The sequence below is a fragment of the Micromonospora sp. Utrum1 genome (assembly GCF_057197805.1).
In genome coordinates this window covers 2,580,286-2,596,967 of sequence record NZ_CM170071.1, presented here as the reverse complement: position 1 = coordinate 2,596,967, position 16,682 = coordinate 2,580,286, and the positions used below count along the sequence as shown (strand labels likewise).

General features: G+C 72.7%; 17 protein-coding genes. 3 read left to right on the top strand and 14 right to left on the bottom strand.

All coding sequences use genetic code 11. From position 1 onward, the window contains the following. Positions 1–24 precede the first annotated feature (24 nt). Genes carB through pyrR form a run of 5 tightly spaced genes read right to left on the bottom strand, consistent with a single transcriptional unit; the run spans position 25 to position 7,289 of the window. Complete coding sequence (gene carB / locus AC0OLQ_RS12455) at positions 25–3,372, bottom strand: carbamoyl-phosphate synthase large subunit (RefSeq protein ID WP_484531442.1); 3,348 nt, start codon at positions 3,370–3,372, stop codon at positions 25–27. Continuing rightward, a complete protein-coding gene (gene carA, locus AC0OLQ_RS12450; RefSeq protein ID WP_484531441.1) occupies positions 3,365–4,510 on the bottom strand; it encodes a glutamine-hydrolyzing carbamoyl-phosphate synthase small subunit in 1,146 nt (381 codons plus the stop codon). Before carA ends, carB begins: the two co-directional genes overlap by 8 nt. Continuing rightward, a complete protein-coding gene (locus AC0OLQ_RS12445) occupies positions 4,511–5,788 on the bottom strand; it encodes a dihydroorotase (RefSeq protein WP_357342455.1) in 1,278 nt (425 codons plus the stop codon). It lies immediately after the preceding gene. Then, positions 5,785–6,711, bottom strand: a complete 927-nt coding sequence (locus tag AC0OLQ_RS12440) for an aspartate carbamoyltransferase catalytic subunit (RefSeq protein ID WP_189198367.1) — start codon at positions 6,709–6,711, stop codon at positions 5,785–5,787. The genes AC0OLQ_RS12445 and AC0OLQ_RS12440 overlap by 4 nt, the downstream gene beginning before the upstream one ends. After that, positions 6,708–7,289 (bottom strand): bifunctional pyr operon transcriptional regulator/uracil phosphoribosyltransferase PyrR, encoded by a 582-nt coding sequence (gene pyrR / locus AC0OLQ_RS12435; RefSeq protein ID WP_484531440.1) that lies wholly within the window; start codon positions 7,287–7,289, stop codon positions 6,708–6,710. Before pyrR ends, AC0OLQ_RS12440 begins: the two co-directional genes overlap by 4 nt. A gap of 284 nt (positions 7,290–7,573) precedes the next feature. On the opposite strand from pyrR, the gene bldD reads away from it, so the two are divergent. Beyond that, positions 7,574–8,062, top strand: a complete 489-nt coding sequence (gene bldD, locus AC0OLQ_RS12430) for a transcriptional regulator BldD (RefSeq protein WP_013285505.1) — start codon at positions 7,574–7,576, stop codon at positions 8,060–8,062. Positions 8,063–8,131: 69 nt separating this feature from the next. Here the strand turns inward: bldD and nusB are convergent, their stop codons facing one another. The 4 genes from nusB to aroB all read right to left on the bottom strand — a co-directional run bounded on the left by nusB (position 8,132) and on the right by aroB (position 10,948). After that, positions 8,132–8,542, bottom strand: a complete 411-nt coding sequence (gene nusB, locus AC0OLQ_RS12425; RefSeq protein ID WP_357342604.1) for a transcription antitermination factor NusB — start codon at positions 8,540–8,542, stop codon at positions 8,132–8,134. Between the two features lie 23 nt (positions 8,543–8,565). Next, positions 8,566–9,123, bottom strand: a complete 558-nt coding sequence (gene efp, locus AC0OLQ_RS12420) for an elongation factor P (RefSeq protein WP_355639802.1) — start codon at positions 9,121–9,123, stop codon at positions 8,566–8,568. A 308-nt stretch (positions 9,124–9,431) separates the two neighbouring features. Beyond that, the gene (gene aroQ / locus AC0OLQ_RS12415) at positions 9,432–9,875 is read right to left on the bottom strand and encodes a type II 3-dehydroquinate dehydratase (protein WP_484531439.1); all 444 of its coding nucleotides are present in this window, start codon (positions 9,873–9,875) and stop codon (positions 9,432–9,434) included. Beyond that, positions 9,872–10,948 (bottom strand): 3-dehydroquinate synthase, encoded by a 1,077-nt coding sequence (aroB, locus tag AC0OLQ_RS12410; RefSeq protein ID WP_357342446.1) that lies wholly within the window; start codon positions 10,946–10,948, stop codon positions 9,872–9,874. The genes aroQ and aroB overlap by 4 nt, the downstream gene beginning before the upstream one ends. Positions 10,949–11,085: 137 nt before the next feature. Here aroB and AC0OLQ_RS12405 point away from each other — a divergent pair, with 137 nt between their 5' ends. Both AC0OLQ_RS12405 and AC0OLQ_RS12400 read left to right on the top strand, forming a co-directional pair. Beyond that, the gene (locus AC0OLQ_RS12405; protein ID WP_484531438.1) at positions 11,086–11,610 is read left to right on the top strand and encodes a DUF2243 domain-containing protein; all 525 of its coding nucleotides are present in this window, start codon (positions 11,086–11,088) and stop codon (positions 11,608–11,610) included. After that, entirely contained in the window at positions 11,607–12,380 is a 774-nt protein-coding gene (locus AC0OLQ_RS12400) for a cytochrome c oxidase assembly protein (RefSeq protein ID WP_484531437.1), read from the top strand. Before AC0OLQ_RS12405 ends, AC0OLQ_RS12400 begins: the two co-directional genes overlap by 4 nt. Here AC0OLQ_RS12400 and AC0OLQ_RS12395 read toward each other — a convergent pair. From AC0OLQ_RS12395 to ruvX, 5 genes are all read right to left on the bottom strand, one after another. Next, on the bottom strand, positions 12,370–12,879 hold the full coding sequence (locus tag AC0OLQ_RS12395; RefSeq protein WP_357342439.1) for a shikimate kinase: 510 nt from the start codon (positions 12,877–12,879) through the stop codon (positions 12,370–12,372). The genes AC0OLQ_RS12400 and AC0OLQ_RS12395 overlap by 11 nt on opposite strands. Further along, positions 12,876–14,054 (bottom strand): chorismate synthase, encoded by a 1,179-nt coding sequence (aroC, locus tag AC0OLQ_RS12390; RefSeq protein ID WP_484531436.1) that lies wholly within the window; start codon positions 14,052–14,054, stop codon positions 12,876–12,878. The genes AC0OLQ_RS12395 and aroC overlap by 4 nt, the downstream gene beginning before the upstream one ends. 114 nt (positions 14,055–14,168) lie before the next feature. After that, on the bottom strand, positions 14,169–14,984 hold the full coding sequence (locus tag AC0OLQ_RS12385; RefSeq protein WP_484531435.1) for a shikimate dehydrogenase: 816 nt from the start codon (positions 14,982–14,984) through the stop codon (positions 14,169–14,171). Further along, on the bottom strand, positions 14,984–16,204 hold the full coding sequence (gene mltG / locus AC0OLQ_RS12380) for an endolytic transglycosylase MltG (protein ID WP_484531434.1): 1,221 nt from the start codon (positions 16,202–16,204) through the stop codon (positions 14,984–14,986). The genes AC0OLQ_RS12385 and mltG overlap by 1 nt, the downstream gene beginning before the upstream one ends. After that, the gene (gene ruvX, locus AC0OLQ_RS12375; RefSeq protein WP_357342430.1) at positions 16,201–16,662 is read right to left on the bottom strand and encodes a Holliday junction resolvase RuvX; all 462 of its coding nucleotides are present in this window, start codon (positions 16,660–16,662) and stop codon (positions 16,201–16,203) included. Before ruvX ends, mltG begins: the two co-directional genes overlap by 4 nt. Positions 16,663–16,682: the final 20 nt, after the last annotated feature.

The following is a 16,682-nucleotide window of genomic DNA, read 5'->3' as shown; positions in this document are numbered from 1 at the left end:
TGATCGACGCGGGTTCCGGGGCGGTCACTCGCCGGCCCGGAGGGCGGCGTGGAGCTCCTGGAGAGGGCGGACGCGCATGTCGCCCCGGATGCGTGCCTCGATGCCCATGACGGCCGCCGCGGCGCCCGGCACCGTGGTGACGCAGGGGATGTCGGCCGTCACGGCGGCGCTGCGGATCTCGTAGCCGTCGGAGCGGGCGCTCGCGCCGGAGCCCTGCGGGGTGTTCACCACCAGGGCCACGTCGCCGCCGAGGATCAGCGAGACCGCGTCCTCGCCCTCGCCCGACTCGTAGTGCTTGCGGATCTGCTCGCAGGCGATGCCGTGCCGGCGCAGCACCTCGGCCGTGCCGGTGGTGGCGACGATCTCGAAGCCCAGGTCGGCCAGGCGCTTGATCGGGAAGATCATGCCCCGCTTGTCCCGGTTGGCCACCGAGACGAAGATCTTCCCGGCGGTCGGCAGCGACCCATACGCGGCGGACTGCGACTTGGCGAAGGCGTGGCCGAAGTTGGTGTCGATGCCCATGACCTCGCCGGTGGACTTCATCTCCGGGCCGAGCAGCACGTCGATGCCCTTGCCGGACGGGGTGCGGAACCGCTTGAACGGCAGCACCGCCTCCTTGACCGCGATCGGGGCGTCGGCGGGCATGGTCCCGCCGTCCCCGGTGGGCGGCAGCATCCCCTCGGCGCGCAGCTCGGCGATGGTGGCGCCGAGCGCGATCCGGGCCGCCGCCTTGGCCAGCGGCACGGCGGTGGCCTTGGAGACGAACGGGACCGTCCGGGAGGCGCGCGGGTTGGCCTCCAGCACGTACAGCATGTCGCCCTGGAGCGCGTACTGGACGTTGAGCAGGCCCTTCACCCCGACCCCGCGGGCGATCTCCTCGGTGTAGCGGCGCACCTGGGCCAGGTGCGAGCCGGCCAGGGTGATCGGCGGCAGCGCGCAGGACGAATCGCCGGAGTGGATGCCGGCCTCCTCGATGTGCTCCATCACGCCGCCCAGGTAGACCGCGCCGTCGGCGTCGACGAGGGCGTCCACGTCGATCTCGATGGCGTCGTCGAGGAAGCGGTCCACCAGTACCGGGTGGTCCGGTGAGATGTCGGTGGCCCGGCCGATGTAGTCGCGCAGGGTGGGGTCGTCGTAGACGATCTCCATGCCCCGCCCGCCGAGCACGTACGACGGGCGGACCAGCACCGGGTACCCGATCTCGTCGGCGATCGCCTTGGCCTGGTCGTAGGAGGTGGCCATGCCGTGCGCCGGGGCGCGCAGCCCGGCCCGGGCCAGCACCGCGCCGAACGCGCCGCGCTCCTCGGCCAGGTGGATCGACTCCGGGGAGGTGCCGACGATCGGCACGCCGGCGTTCTTGAGCCGCTGGGCCAGGCCGAGCGGGGTCTGCCCGCCGAGCTGGACGACCACCCCGACCACGCCGGGCCCGCCGGCCGCCTTGCCGGAGGTGTCCTCGGCGTGCCAGACCTCCAGCACGTCCTCGAAGGTGAGCGGCTCGAAGTAGAGCCGGTCGGCGGTGTCGTAGTCGGTGGAGACGGTCTCCGGGTTGCAGTTGACCATGACCGTCTCGTAGCCGACCTCCCGGAGCGCCATGACGGCGTGCACGCAGGAGTAGTCGAACTCGATGCCCTGCCCGATCCGGTTCGGCCCGGAACCCAGGATGAGCACCTTGGGCCGGTCCGAGGGCCCGACCTCGGTCTCCTGGTCGTAGGTCGAGTAGTGGTACGGCGTGGTCGCCGCGAACTCGGCCGCGCAGGTGTCCACCGTCTTGTAGACCGGGCGGACGCCGAGCCGGTGGCGCAGGGTGCGGACGCCGTCCTCGGCGGCCAGCTCGGGGCGGAGCGCGGCGAGCTGCCGGTCGGAGAGGCCGGCCCGCTTGGCCCGGCGCAGCAGGTCGGCGTCGAGCACCGGGGCGTCGACGATCTCGGCGCGCAGCTCCACCAGCGCGGCGATCTGGTCCAGGAACCAGGGGTCCATCCCGCCGGACGCCTCGGCCACCTCGGCGATCGAGGCGCCCAGCCGCAGCGCTCGCTCGACGGTGTAGATCCGGCCGTCGTGCGGCATCCGCAGCGCGGCGAGGGTGTTCTCCTTCGTCGCGCCCGCCGGGTCGGGCCGGGTCCAGAACCCGCTGGCCCGGGTCTCCATGGAGCGCATCGCCTTGTTCAGCGCCTCGGTGAAGTTGCGCCCGAGGCTCATGGCCTCGCCCACCGACTTCATGGTGGTGGTCAGCTCCGGGTCCGCGCCGGGGAACTTCTCGAACGCGAACCGGGGGATCTTCACCACCACGTAGTCCAGGGTCGGCTCGAACGCCGCCGGGGTCTTCAGGGTGATGTCGTTGGGGATCTCGTCGAGGGTGTAGCCGATGGCCAGCTTCGCGGCGATCTTGGCGATCGGGAAGCCGGTGGCCTTCGACGCGAGGGCCGAGGAGCGGGACACCCGCGGGTTCATCTCGATCACGACGATCCGGCCGTCGGCCGGGTTCACCGCGAACTGGATGTTGCAGCCGCCGGTGTCGACCCCGACCTCGCGGAGCACCGCGATGCCCAGGTCGCGCAGGCGCTGGTACTCCCGGTCGGTCAGCGTCATGGCCGGCGCGACGGTGACGCTGTCGCCGGTGTGCACGCCCATCGGGTCGACGTTCTCGATCGAGCAGACCACCACCACGTTGTCGTGGCGGTCGCGCATGAGTTCGAGCTCGTACTCCTTCCAGCCGAGCACGCTCTCCTCGATGAGCACCTCGTGCACGGGGCTGGCGGCCAGGCCGGCGCCGGCGATCCGGGTCAGGTCCTCGTCGGTGTGCGCCATGCCGGAGCCGAGGCCGCCCATGGTGAAGGACGGCCGGATCACCACCGGAAGGCCCAGCTCGCCGACGGTGTCGCGGACCTCGTCCATCGAGTGGCAGACCCGGGAACGGGGCACGAGCGACGACGGGTCGGCCAGGCCGAGGCGTACGCCGGCCTTGGCGACGATGTCCTTGAACAGCTGCCGGTCCTCGCCCCGGTTGATGGCGTCGATGTTGGCGCCGATCAGCTCGACGCCGTACTTCTCCAGGACGCCCGCCTCGTGCAGGGCGACCGCGGTGTTCAGCGCCGTCTGCCCGCCCAGGGTGGGCAGCAGCGCGTCGGGGCGCTCCTTGGCGATGACCAGCTCGACGAACTCCGGGGTGATCGGCTCGACGTACGTGGCGTCGGCGAACTCCGGGTCGGTCATGATCGTCGCCGGGTTGGAGTTGACCAGGCTGACCCGGATCCCCTCGCTGCGAAGCACCCGGCAGGCCTGGGTGCCGGAGTAGTCGAACTCGCAGGCCTGGCCGATGACGATCGGCCCGGAGCCGATCACCAGAACGTGCTTGAGGTCGGTCCGCTTAGGCATTCTTACCGCCTTCGATCAGCTCGGCGAAACGGTCGAAGAGGTAGTCCGCGTCGTGCGGGCCGGCCGCCGCCTCCGGGTGGTACTGGACGGTGAAGGCGGGCACGTCCTTGGCCCGCAGCCCCTCGACCACGTTGTCATTGAGGCAGACATGGGACACCTGGACGCCGCCGAACTCGGTCTCGATCACCTGGTCGGGCACGACCACGCCGGACTCCGCACCCGGCACCTGCACGGCGAAGCCGTGGTTGTGGCTGGTCACCTCGACCTTGCCGGTGGCCCGGTCGACCACCGGCTGGTTGATGCCGCGGTGGCCGTAGCCGAGCTTGTAGGTGCCGAAGCCGAGCGCCCGGCCGAGGATCTGGCTGCCGAAGCAGATGCCGAACAGCGGGATCCGCCGGCCCAGCACCTCCCGGGCCAGCGCGACCGGCGCGTCGGCGGTGGCCGGGTCGCCCGGTCCGGGCGAGAAGAAGACGGCGTCCGCGCCGGTGGCCAGCAGGTCCTCGATGGAGGAGCCGGCGGGCAGCACGTGGGTGGTCACGCCGCGGGCGGCGAGCCGGCGCGGCACGTTGCGCTTGATGCCCAGGTCGAGGGCCGCCACGGTGAACCGGTGCTCGCCCTGTGCCTGCACCACGTACGGCTCGGGGGTGGTCACCTCGGCGGAGAGGTCCGCGCCGACCATCTGCGGCGCGCGGCGGACCCGATCGAGCAGCGCCGCCGGGTCGTCGTCGACGCTGGAGATGCCGACCCGCATGGCGCCGCGCTCGCGCAGGTGCCGGGTGAGCGCCCGGGTGTCCACGCCGCTGATGCCGACCACGCCCTCGGCGGCGAGCCGGTCCTCCAGGCCGCCGGTGGCCCGCCAGTTGGAGCCGATCCGGGCCGGGTCGCGCACCACGTAGCCGGCCACCCAGATCCGGCCGGACTCGTCGTCCTCGCCGTTGACACCGGTGTTGCCGATGTGCGGCGCGGTCTGCACCACCACCTGCCGGTGGTAGGAGGGGTCGGTGAGGGTCTCCTGGTAGCCGGTCATGCCGGTGTTGAAGACCGCCTCACCGAAGGTCTCCCCGACGCTGCCGTACGCCTCGCCGTGGAACGTGCGCCCGTCCTCCAGGACGAGGATCGCGCTTCTGCGCTTCGCCATTTACTTGACAGCCTTTCCGTCCAGGACCGTCGGCTCGCCGCGCAGGAAGGTCGCCACGATGCGACCCGGTAGCGTCATGCGGGCGTACGGGGTGTTGCGACTGCGACTGGCCAGCTCCGCCGGCTCGACGACGCGGCGGGCGGCCGGGTCGACCAGGGTCAGGTTGGCCGGCACGCCGGGGGCCGGGTCGAGGCCGTGGCCGTCCAGCCCGGCGATCCGGGCCGGGGCGCGGGACATCCGCTCGGCGATCAGGTCCCACTGCGGCCCGAGCACGTCCAGTGCGATGGAGAGCGCCGTCTCCAGGCCGAGCATGCCCGGCCGGGCGTACGCCCACTCGCACTCCTTGTCCTCCACGGCGTGCGGCGCGTGGTCGGTGGCGACGATGTCGATCACGCCCTCGGCCAGGGCCGCCCGCAGCGCGGCGACGTCGGACGCGGTGCGCAGCGGCGGGTTGACCTTGTAGACCGGGTCGTAGCTGGCAGCCTTCTCGTCGGTGAGCAGCAGGTGGTGCGGGGTCACCTCGGCGGTGACCTTCACCCCGCGTGCCTTGGCGTGCCGCAGCACCTCGACGCTGCCGGCGGTGGAGACGTGGCAGATGTGCAGCCGGCTGCCGACGTGCTCGGCTAGCAGCACGTCCCGGGCGATGATCGCCTCTTCGGCGACCGCCGGCCAGCCGGTCAGCCCGAGCCGGGTGGAGACCTCACCCTCGTGCATCTGCGCGCCCTCGGTGAGCCGGGGCTCCTCGGCGTGCTGGGCGACGACCCCGTCGAACGCCTTGACGTACTCCAGGGCCCGGCGCATCAGCTTCGGGTCGGCGACGCAGTGCCCGTCGTCGGAGAAGATCCGTACCCGGGCCGCCGAGTCGGCCATCGCGCCCAGTTCGGCCAGGCGCTCGCCGGCCAGGCCGACGGTGACCGCGCCGATGGGCTGCACGTCGACCAGGCCGGCCTCCCGGCCGAGCCGCCAAACCTGCTCGACCACGCCCGCCGTGTCGGCCACCGGCGAGGTGTTCGCCATGGCGCAGACCGCGGTGTAGCCGCCGAGCGCCGCCGCCCGGGAGCCGGACTCGACGGTCTCGGCGTCCTCCCGGCCCGGCTCGCGCAGGTGGGTGTGCAGGTCGACCAGGCCGGGCAGGGCCACCAGGCCGGTGGCGTCGAGCACCGTGGCGTCCGGCGCGGTCAGCCCGGCGCCCGTCGCGGCCACGACGCCGTCGCGGATCAGCAGGTCGGTCGGCGCGGCGCCGACCACACTCACGTTTCTGATCAGGTACGCGGTCACCGGTTGTTCCCTCCGAGCAGCAGGTAGAGGACGGCCATCCGCACGGAGACCCCGTTGGCGACCTGTTCGACGATGGTGGAGCGGGGCGAGTCGGCCACCTCGGGCGTGATCTCCATCCCCCGGTTCATCGGGCCGGGGTGCATGACGATCGCGTGCTCGGGCAGCCGGCGCATCCGCGGCCCGTCCAGCCCGTAGCGGCGGGCGTACTCGCGGGCCGAGGGGAAGTAGGAGTCGTTCATCCGCTCCCGCTGCACCCGCAGCATCATCACCACGTCCACACCGGGAAGAACGGTGTCGAGGTCGTAGGAGACGTCGGTGCCGGGGGCGAGGGCGGGCGAGATGTCGACCGGGATGAGGGTCGGCGGGCCGACCAGGGTGACCTTCGCCCCGAGGGTGGAGAGCAGCAGCACGTTGGAGCGGGCCACCCGGGAGTGCAGCACGTCGCCGACGATCGCCACGTGCAGGCCGTCCAGGCGGCCCAGCCGGGAGCGCATCGTGTAGGCGTCGAGCAGCGCCTGGGTGGGGTGCTCGTGGGTGCCGTCGCCGGCGTTGACCACCGAGCCGTCCACCCAGTTGGCCAGCCGGTGCGGGGCCCCGGAGGCGGGGTGCCGGACGACCACCGCGTCGGCCCCCATGGCCTGGAGGGTGAGCGCGGTGTCCTTCAGGCTCTCCCCCTTGGCCACGCTGGAGCCCTTGGCGGAGAAGTTGATCACGTCGGCGCTGAGCCGCTTGGCGGCCGCCTCGAACGAGATCCGGGTGCGGGTGGAGTCCTCGTAGAAGAGGTTGACCACGGTGCGGCCGCGCAGCGCGGGCAGCTTCTTGACCTCGCGGCCGGCCACCGTGGCCATCTCGGCCGCGGTGTCGAGGATCTGGGTGGCGGTCGCGGCGTCCAGATCGGCGCCGGAGAGCAGGTGGCGGATCACGCGGCACCCCCGTAGAGACGAACCTCGTCGGCGCCGTCGGTCTCGGCCAGGGTGACCTTGACCTTCTCGGCGAGCGCGGTGGGGATGTTCTTGCCGACGTAGTCGGCGCGGATCGGCAACTGGCGGTGCCCCCGGTCGACCAGGACGGCGAGCTGCACCGAGGCCGGGCGGCCGACGTCGCTGAGCGCGTCCAGGGCGGCCCGCACGGTGCGGCCGGAGAAGAGCACGTCGTCGACGAGGATCACCCGCCGGCCGTCGATCCCGCCCGGCGGCAGGTCGGTGGGGCCGACCGCGCGGGTGGCGTGCCGGCGCAGGTCGTCGCGGTAGAGCGTGATGTCGAGCACGCCGACCGGGACGGTCACGTCCTCGAAGGTGCTGATCCGGGCGGCGAGCCGCCGCGCGAGCGGGACGCCGCGGGTGGGGATGCCGAGCAGCACGGTGTCGGCGGCGCCCTGGGTCTTCTCCAGGATCTGGTGGGCGATGCGGTCGACCACCCGCGACACGTCGGCGGCGGCGAGGATCACCTTCACCGAGGGTTGTCGCGGCGGCGACGAGTGGGCAGCCGGTGGGTAGGCCACGGCGGACCTCCTTCCCCGCCTCACGGGACGGGTCGTTAAAGGACGTCTGGTTGACCGGGCGGGCCGCGGAGGGCCCGCGCCGGGGCTTCACGCCACGTTACCAGCGGTCACCGGGTCAGCCGTCGCCGGTCCTGACCAGCGGGTCAGCGTGGAGAAATGCGGACAAGCCGTACCCGTGCCCAACTGGGGTCGTCACGAACACTTGACCGCGTGTCGCAATCCCCGTACCGTCACGCTCCGTAGCGATAGCTGGGAGAACCCCGAGCAGCACTGGGAGTGTCCGAATGCCCTCTGAATACGCCAAGTCGCTGGGCGCCCGCCTGCGCTCCATCCGCCAGCAGCAGGGCCTGTCCCTGCAGGGTGTGGAGGAGAAGTCGAACGGGCGGTGGAAGGCCGTGGTGGTCGGCTCGTACGAGCGTGGCGACCGCGCCGTCACCGTGTCCCGCCTGGCGGAGCTGGCCGACTTCTACCGCGTTCCCGTCTCGGAACTGCTGCCCGACGGCAGCGGAGTGCGCCACGAGCCCACCAGCAAGATCGTGCTGGACCTGGAGCGGCTCTACGACGAGGCCTCCGAGGACCTGGCCTACGTCGCCCGGTACGCCCGCGCCATCCAGCAGCAGCGCGGCGACTACAACGGCCGGGTGCTCTCCATCCGCGCCGACGACCTGCGCGCCCTCGCGATCGTCTACGACGCCTCGCCGTCGGGCCTGATCGAGCGGCTCACCGAGCACGGTGTGCTGGTCGCCGACCCGCGGGCGTTCTTCGCGTCCTGACCGACCGCTGTCGCACACGAAAGGGCCCGTGCCGGACGGCACGGGCCCTTTCGTCGCGTACGGGGTGTTTCAGCGGGTGGCGTACTCGGCGATCCGGCCAAGGATGCCGTTGAGGAAGCGCGGCGAGTCGTCGGTCGACATCTGCCGGGCCAGCTCGACGGCCTCGCTGATCGCCACCGCGTCGTCGATCTCGTCGACGTAGAGCAGCTCGTAGACCGCGATCCGGGCCAGGTTGCGGTCGACCGCCGGCATCCGGTCCAGCGTCCAGCCCTCGGCGTAGCTGGCGATCACCTCGTCGATCCGGTCCAGGTGCGCCGCGACGCCCTCGACCAGGCCGACCGCGTAGTCCACGTGGTCCGGGCGCGGCTTCTCGATCCGCTCCAGGTAGCCGGCGAGCACCTCGACCGGCGGCCGGTCCCGCAGGTCGGCCTCGAAGAGCACGTCCAGCGCCCGCTTGCGCGCCTTGCGGCGCGCCGGCATCTGCTGCTTGGGACCCTCGGCCATCAGGCTCGGCCGAGGTAACGGCCGTCGCGGGTGTCGACCTTGATCTTCTCGCCGGTGGTGATGAAGAGCGGAACCTGGACGGTGGCGCCGGTCTCGACGGTGGCCGGCTTGTTGCCGCCGGTCGACCGGTCGCCCTGCAGGCCCGGCTCGGTGTAGGTGATCTCGAGCACGACCGAGGTCGGCAGCTCGATGTAGAGCGGCACACTCTCGTGGGTGGCGACGGTGGCCTCGGCCTCGGGGAGGAGGTAGTTGGCCGCCTCACCGACGGTGCCGCCGGGGACGGTGATCTGGTCGAACGTCTCCAGGTCCATGAAGACGTAGTCCTCGCCGTCGGCGTAGAGGTACTGCATGGTGCGCTTGTCGACGGTGGCGGTCTCGACCTTGGTGCCCGCGTTGAAGGTCTTGTCGACCACCTTGCCGGACAGCACGTTCTTCAGCGTGGTACGCACGAACGCACCGCCCTTACCGGGCTTGACGTGCTGGAACTCGACGACGGCCCACAGCTCGCCGTCGAGGTTGAGTACCAGGCCGTTCTTGAGGTCGTTGGTGGAGGCCATTTCCTGCCTTGATCTTCAATTGGCGGACAGACCCACGAAGTCTACTAGCTGTGTCGAACCGGGGCCGCCGCGCTGCGTACCGGCCTCGGCCCACCGACCCGGTTCACCCGTCCGAACGTGCCGAACGTCACGCACCGCACCCGAACCCACCACCCCAGCCCCAGCCCACCCGGCCGCCGCTTTGCTCTGCAGCCACCGGCGCACAGTGGCTCTCCGCGATCACCATGTGCCGCGCTGCGGGTGGCGCAACTCCGGAGAGCCACCACAGCCGCCGGCTGGCGCAGCCGGGCGGGATCCGGGCCGGCTCGTCAGCCGCCGTCGGCGGCGGGGCGGCCGGCCAGGTGGTGCAGCGCCAGCCGGTAGCCGTCCACGCCCAACCCGCAGATCACCCCGGTGGCCACCGCGGAGACCACCGAGTGGTGCCGGAACTCCTCGCGGGCGTGGATGTTGGAGATGTGCACCTCGACCAGCGGGCCGCGGAGCATGGCGCAGGCGTCCCGGACCGCGATCGAGTAGTGCGACCAGGCTGCCGGGTTGAGCACCACCGCCGCGCCCTCGTCGGCCGCCGCGTGCAGCCAGCCCAGCAGCTCGTGCTCGGCGTCGGTCTGCCGGACCACCACGTCCAGCCCCAGCTCGCGGCCGGTCTCCTCGCACATGGTCACCAGGTCCGCGTAGCTGGTCACCCCGTAGACGTCGACCTGGCGGGTGCCGAGCCGGCCCAGGTTCGGCCCGTTGAGCACGTACACCCTCATGAGCTGATCTCCCGGTACGCCGCCGCCAGCAGCTCGTCCGACGGCGCCTCGAGGATCGCCGGGCGGGCCAGGCCGTCCAGCACCACGAAGCGCAGCACGCTGCCCCGGGCCTTCTTGTCCACCCGCATCGCGGCGAGCAGCTCCGGCCAGGCGTCGGCCCGGTAGCCGGTGGGCAGGTCGAGCGCCGCCAGCACGGCCCGGTGCCGCTCCGCGGTGGCCGCGTCCAGCCGCCCGGCGAGCCGGGCCAGGGTGGCCGCGTAGACCAGGCCCACCGCGACGGCGTGGCCGTGCCGCCAGCGGTAGCCCTCCACCTTCTCGATCGCGTGCGCCAGGGTGTGCCCGTAGTTGAGCACCTCGCGCACCCCGGACTCGCGCAGGTCGCCGGAGACCACGTCGGCCTTGACCCGCACCGCCCGTTCGACCAGCTCGCGGGTCACCGGCCCGGTCGGGTCCAGCGCGGCGGCCGGCTCCCGCTCCACCAGGTCGAGGATCGCCGGGTCGGCGATGAACCCGCACTTGACCACCTCGGCCATCCCGGCGGCCAGGTCGGCCGGCGGCAGGCTGTCCAGCGTCGCCAGGTCGCAGATCACCCCGGCCGGCGGGTGGAAGGCACCGACCAGGTTCTTGCCGGCGGCGGTGTTGATCCCGGTCTTGCCGCCGACGGCGGCGTCGACCATGCCCAGCAGCGAGGTCGCCACCGGCACCCAGCGCACCCCGCGCAGCCAGCTGGCCGCGACGAAGCCGGCCAGGTCGGTGACCGCGCCGCCGCCCACCCCGACCACCGCGTCGGTGCGGGTGAAGCCGGCGTCGCCGAGCCGGTCCCAGCAGGCGGCCGCCACGTCGACGTGCTTGGCCGCCTCGGCGTCCGGCACCTCGATGAGCAGCGGGGCCACCCCGGCCGCGCGCACCCGCTCGGCCAACTCCTCGGCCAGCCCCTTGAGCGGGGGCGCGTGCAGGAAGGCCACCCGCTCGGCGCCGGGCAGCAGCCGGGGCGGCGGGTCGAGCAGGTCGCGTCCCACCAGCACGTCGTACGGCCGCTCGCCGCCGACCGGGATCCGGGTCACCTCGTCCATCGCCGGCAGCCTAGTCGAGCGGACGGCCCCGGGGCGGCGAGTGTCCACTCCGTGGCCGCCGGGCGTCACCGACGTTTGACCGCACAGGAGCGGGCAGTAACTGTGGGACGAGACCCCCCGACGGCGGAGGTACAGGCATGACCCGATCAACCATCGACGGCGCGGACATCCGGGTGCCGGCGACCATCCTCGGGGTGGGACTCGGCGGGTTCGTCGACGGGATCCTGCTCCACCAGCTGCTCCAGTGGCACCACCTGCTGAGCAGCACGGACAGCGACCGGATCGGGATCAGGTACTACCCGGTGGACACGGTGGCCGGGCTGAAGATGAACAGCCTCTGGGACGGCCTGTTCCACACGGTCACCTGGGTGGCGGTGCTGACCGGGCTGGCCCTGCTCTACGCCCGGGTCACCCGGTCCCGGGGCCGGCTGTGGCGCTCCCCCGCGCTGTGGGGCTGGGCGCTCGTCGGCTGGGGCCTGTTCAACCTGGTCGAGGGGATCGTCGACCACCAGATCCTCGGCATCCACCACGTGCGTACCGGCCCGCACCAGCTCTGGTGGGACCTGGGCTTCCTGGCGCTCGGCGCGGTCCTCGTGGCCGTCGGGTGGGCGGTGCAGCGGCGGGCGGACGTCGTGGACCTCTGCGCCCCGGAGCGGCGGTGAGCCTGGCCCACGCCGGGCACCCGGCCGGCGGCTTCCCGGCCGCCGCGCTCGTACCCCTGCTGCTGTTCTGGGCCTACCTGGCGGCGGCGCTGCGGCAACGGGACCCGGACCGGCCCGGGTGGGACCACCGGCGGACGGCGAGCTTCGGCCTCGGCGCGGCGCTGCTCGCCGCCGGGCTGCTGCTGCCCACCACCGACCTGCCCGGGCACATGGCCCAGCACCTGCTGCTCGGCATGCTGGCGCCGCTGGCCCTGGTGCTCGGCGCGCCCGGCTCGCTGGCGCTGCGCACGGTGGATCGGCGGGTCGGGCGGGCCGCGCTGCGGCTGCTGCGGCACCCGGCCCTCCGGGCGCTCGCCCACCCGGTGACCGGCCTGCTGCTCACCGCGGGCGGGCTCTGGCTGCTCTACCTGACCCCGCTCTACCGGGCCACCCTGACCCATCCGGCGCTGCACACGCTGGTGCTGCTGCACTTCGTGCTCAGCGGCTTCCTGTTCACCTGGTCCATCGCCGGTCCGGATCCCGGTCCGCACCGCCCCCGCGTCCCGGTCCGCCTGGTGGTGCTCGGGGTGGGCGTGGCGGCGCACGCCGTGCTCGCCCAACTGCTCTACGCCGGCGTGCTGGTGGACGTGCCGGCGACCGGCGACGATCTGCGGGCCGGCGCGACTCTCATGTACTACGGCGGGGACCTGGCCGAGATCCTGCTCGCCCTCGCCCTGCTGGTCACCTGGCGGCCGGAGCGGGCCCCCCGGCCGGTGCCGGTCAGGGCTTGAGCAGGGCGGCGACCTCGGTGGCGATCTCCTCCGGGGTACGCCCGTCGGTGCGCACGGTCGCCGTGGCCACCTCGGTGTAGAGCGGGCGGCGCTGCTCCATCAGGTGCTTGAGGGTGGCGCGCGGGTTCAGCGCCAGCAGCGGCCGGCCGGAGCCCAGCCCGACCCGCTTCACGGCGTCGGGCAGCTCCACCGACAGGTGCACCACGGTGTGCCCGATCAGCGCGGCGCGGTTCTCCTCGGCGAGGACCGCGCCGCCGCCGAGGGCGAGCACCCCGGCGTGCGAGGCCAGCCCCGCCGCCACGGCGGCCCGTTCGAGGGTACGGAAGTGCTCCTCCCCCTCGTCCACGAAGATGTCCGGGATCGGCTTGCCGGCGAGCTGCTCGATGTCGGTGTCGGTGTCCCGGAACTCGACGCCGAGCGCCGCGGCGAGCGCCTGCCCCACCGTGGTCTTGCCGGAGCCGGGCGCCCCGACCAGCACGCAGACCGGCCGGGTGCTCACTTGATCACCAGCGCGTCGAGGTAGCCGGACAGGTTGCGGCGCATCTCGGCGACCGAGTCGCCGCCGAACTTCTCCACCGCCGCCTCGGCCAGCACCAGCGCCACCATGGCCTCGGCCACCACGGCCGCCGCCGGCACCGCGCACACGTCGGAGCGCTGGTTGATCGCTGTGGCCGGCTCGCCGGTGAGCACGTCGACCGTGGACAGCGCCCGGTTCAGCGAGGAGATCGGCTTCATGGCCGCCTTCACCCGCAGCGGCTCGCCGGTGGTGATGCCACCCTCCAGCCCGCCGGCCCGATCGGTCACCCGGCGCACGCCGGTGGCGGTGGGCAGGATCTCGTCGTGCGCCTCGGAGCCGCGGGAGCGCGCCTGGAGCCAGCCGTCGCCGATCTCCACGCCCTTGATGGCCTGGATCGACATCAGCGCGGTGGCCAGCCGGGCGTCGAGCTTGCGGTCCCACTGCACGTGGCTGCCCAGGCCCGGCGGCACCCCGTACGCCAGCACCTCGACCACGCCGCCCAGCGTGTCGGCGGCCTTCTTCGCTGCGTCGACCTCGGCGACCATCCGGGCGCTGGCCTCCGGGTCGAGGCAGCGCAGCGGGTCGGCGTCGATCCGGGTCGCGTCGGACGGGGCGGGGCGCAACCCGGGCTTCACGGCCACCGGGCCCAGCTCCACCACGTGCGAGACGATCTCGATGCCGAGGGCCTGCTTGACCAGGGCCTTGGCGACGGCGCCCACGGCGACCCGGGCGGCGGTCTCCCGGGCGCTGGCCCGCTCCAGGATCGGCCGGGCGTCCGTGTGGCCGTACTTCTGCATGCCCGCCAGGTCGGCGTGGCCGGGGCGGGGGCGGGTGAGCGGGGCGTTGCGGGCCTGCCCGGCCAGCTCGTCCGCGTCGACCGGGTCGGCGGCCATCACGGTGCGCCACTTCGGCCACTCCGAGTTGCCCACCCGGATGGCCACCGGGCTGCCCAGCGTCAGGCCGTGCCGGAGCCCGCCGATGATCTCGACCTCGTCCTGCTCGAAGGACATCCGGGCGCCCCGGCCGTAGCCGAGCCGGCGCCGGGCCAGCTCGCCGGAGATCTCCGCGGTGGTCACCTCGATGCCGGCGGGCACTCCCTCCAGCAGCGCGACGAGGGCGGGTCCGTGCGATTCACCTGCAGTCAGCCAGCGCAACACAGCGGTCAGTCTGTCACGCCCGGTGTCCACCGCGTCGCCGTGCCCGCCGCGTCCCGCCCTGCGGACGCGCCCGTCCGGTCGGCGGGCGCGCGGCCCGGGCCACGCCCCTCAGGGTCAGGCCACGGCGCGGGCCTCGGCCAGCGCGGCGCGCATCGCCTCCCGGGGCGCGGACACCCCGGTGAACTGCTCGAACTGGCCGAGCGCCTGGGCGAGCAGCAGGTCCAGCCCGGAGACCACCCGGCAGCCGGCCGCCAGCGCCGCGGCGGCCAGCGGGGTGGGCCACGGGTCGTAGACCACGTCGAAGAAGACCGTCGCCGGCCGCCAGTCGAAGTTGTCGGCGAGCGGGTCGGCCACGCCCTTCGGCACCGTGGAGACCACCAGGTCCGCCCGGGCGTGCGCCGGGTCGCCGTCCCAGGGCGCGCCGACCAGCGGGACGCCGACCGCCTCGGCCATCAGGCACAGCTCCTGTACCGCCTCCGGCCGGCGAGCCACCACGGTGACCTCGGCCGCGCCGATCCGGGCCGCCGCCGCGACGGCCGCCCGGGCGGTGCCGCCCGCCCCGAGCACGGTCACCGTCGCACCGGCCGCACAGCCGGCGGCGGTCAGCACGTCGACCATGCCGGCGATGTCGGTGTTGTCGGCGTACCAGGTGCCGTCCGGGCGGCGTACCAGGGTGTTGGCGGCGCCGACCGCGGCGGCGACCGGCGAGACCTCGTCGGCCAGCGCGAGCGCGGCCTCCTTGCCCGGCATGGTGACCGACAGGCCGGCCCACTCCGGGCCCAGGCCCGCGACCAGGCCGGCCAGCTCGTCGGCTCCGCACTCGATCCGGGTGTACGACCACCCGGTCAGCCCGGCCGCCGCGTACCCGGCGTTGTGGATCACCGGGGAGAGCGAGTGGGCGATGGGCCGGCCGACCACGGCGGCCCTCATCAACTGCAGTTCTCCCCGGTGAGCACCTTGTTGTCGCACATCTGCTTCTGCAGCTTGCGGAAGTCGGCGTCGTTCGAGCCGTAGCCCATGGTGCCCTTCTGGTCCACCGTCATGAAGAAGATCCAGTCACCGGGCGGCGGCTCCAGGGCGCCCTTGAGCGCTGCCTCGCCCGGGTTGCTGATCGGGGTGATCGGCAGGCCCGCCACGTTGTGCGTGTTGTAGGGGTTCTTCAGGTCGTTGATCTCGCTCTGCAGCAGGTCGTCGGAGTCCTTCGGATCCTTGCCCTGGAGGCGGAAGTAGTAGTTGATGCCGCTGTCGATGCCGAGGCACTTGCAGCCGATCTTGCCGGCGTAGACCCGGTTGTAGATCACCCGGGAGACCTTCGGCAGGTCCACCGCGTTGACCGACTCCGCCTCGGCGATCGAGGCGGTGATCAGCGCCTCGTACGGGGAGATCTTCCGTTCCTTCTGCGCCCGGTCGACGAAGTCGAGCTGCTGGGCGACCCGGAGGAACTCGTTCACCATCATCGACAGGATCTGCTCGGCCGTGGCCTTCGGCGGGATCTCGTAGGTGGACGGGTAGAGGAAGCCCTCGATGCTCTTCGGGCCCTTCTTGCCGTCCTCGCGGTTGAACCAGTAGGCGGGCACGCCCAGCTTGACCGGGTCCTTCGCGGCGGTCTGGAAGTCCTTGACCGGGATCTTGGTCTGCTTGGAGAGGATCTGGTAGATGTTCAGGCTGATGGTGCCCTCGGGGATGGTCACCCCGTTGACCACCCGGCTCTTCGGGTCGAGCATCAGTGTGATCACGTCCGCGGCCTTCATCTGCTTGCGGACCTTGTAGCGGCCGACCTGGATGTTCTTGCTGCGCGAGTTCGCGTCGGCGGCCTCGATGAACGCCTTGGTGCTCTTCACCACACCGGCCTCGAAGAGGGTGTTCCCGATGTCGGTGAGGGTGTCGCCGGCCTTCACCTCGACCAGCGCCTCGCCCGTGCCCGGGCCGTCGTAGTCGGGGGTGACGAAGTGGTTGCGGATCCGGTCGAAGCCGACGTACGCGCCACCGCCGATGCCGCCCAGCAGCACCAGCGCCATGAGCAGGGCGAAGATGGTCTTGCCCCGGCCGCCACCCGACCCGCCGTTGCGCTTGCGCACGGCGCCGCGCCGGTGCCGGCCCTTCTCCCCCCTCTCCGCCTCGTCGAACCCCAGATCAAGATCGTCGATCATTGCGTCCGCCTCCGCTGCGCGTCCAGCCAGCTCTGCAGAATCTCCACCGCGGCGGCCTGGTCGACCACCGCCCGTTGGCGCTTTCCCCGGACGCCCCGTTCGGCCAGCCTACGACTAGCCACCACGGTCGACATCCTCTCGTCCGTCAGCGTCACCGGAATCGGCCCCATTACATCGGCCAACCGGGCAGCGTACGCCGAGACGTTCGCCGCCGCGGGGCCGTGCTTTCCGGCGAGGTTGACCGGCAGACCCACCACGATCTCGACCGCCTCGTGCTCGGCGGCCAGCCGGACCAGCTCGGCGATGTCGGTGGGCACGGCGTCCGGCGCGGCCGTCAGGTCGCGGGCGAGGGTGACCAGCGGGGTGGCCAGGATGCCGTGCGGGTCGGACCGGGCCACCCCGACGCGCACCTGCCCGACGTCGACGCCGAGCCGGACACCACGGGACAGGTCAGCCATCTACCGGACACTTCCCCCCG

Excerpts from the sequence above, each read along its gene's own strand:
- mltG (WP_484531434.1), bottom strand. The coding sequence starts at position 16,204 with ATGATCGACGATCTTGATCTGGGGTTCGACGAGGCGGAGAGGGGGGAG.
- aroB (WP_357342446.1), bottom strand. The coding sequence starts at position 10,948 with ATGGACGAGGTGACCCGGATCCCGGTCGGCGGCGAGCGGCCGTACGAC.
- AC0OLQ_RS12405 (WP_484531438.1), top strand. The coding sequence starts at position 11,086 with ATGACCCGATCAACCATCGACGGCGCGGACATCCGGGTGCCGGCGACC.
- AC0OLQ_RS12385 (WP_484531435.1), bottom strand. The coding sequence starts at position 14,984 with ATGAGGGCCGCCGTGGTCGGCCGGCCCATCGCCCACTCGCTCTCCCCG.
- aroQ (WP_484531439.1), bottom strand. The coding sequence starts at position 9,875 with ATGAGGGTGTACGTGCTCAACGGGCCGAACCTGGGCCGGCTCGGCACC.
- nusB (WP_357342604.1), bottom strand. The coding sequence starts at position 8,542 with ATGCCGGCGCGCCGCAAGGCGCGCAAGCGGGCGCTGGACGTGCTCTTC.
- efp (WP_355639802.1), bottom strand. The coding sequence starts at position 9,123 with ATGGCCTCCACCAACGACCTCAAGAACGGCCTGGTACTCAACCTCGAC.
- carA (WP_484531441.1), bottom strand. The coding sequence starts at position 4,510 with ATGGCGAAGCGCAGAAGCGCGATCCTCGTCCTGGAGGACGGGCGCACG.
- bldD (WP_013285505.1), top strand. The coding sequence starts at position 7,574 with ATGCCCTCTGAATACGCCAAGTCGCTGGGCGCCCGCCTGCGCTCCATC.
- carB (WP_484531442.1), bottom strand. The coding sequence starts at position 3,372 with ATGCCTAAGCGGACCGACCTCAAGCACGTTCTGGTGATCGGCTCCGGG.
- ruvX (WP_357342430.1), bottom strand. The coding sequence starts at position 16,662 with ATGGCTGACCTGTCCCGTGGTGTCCGGCTCGGCGTCGACGTCGGGCAG.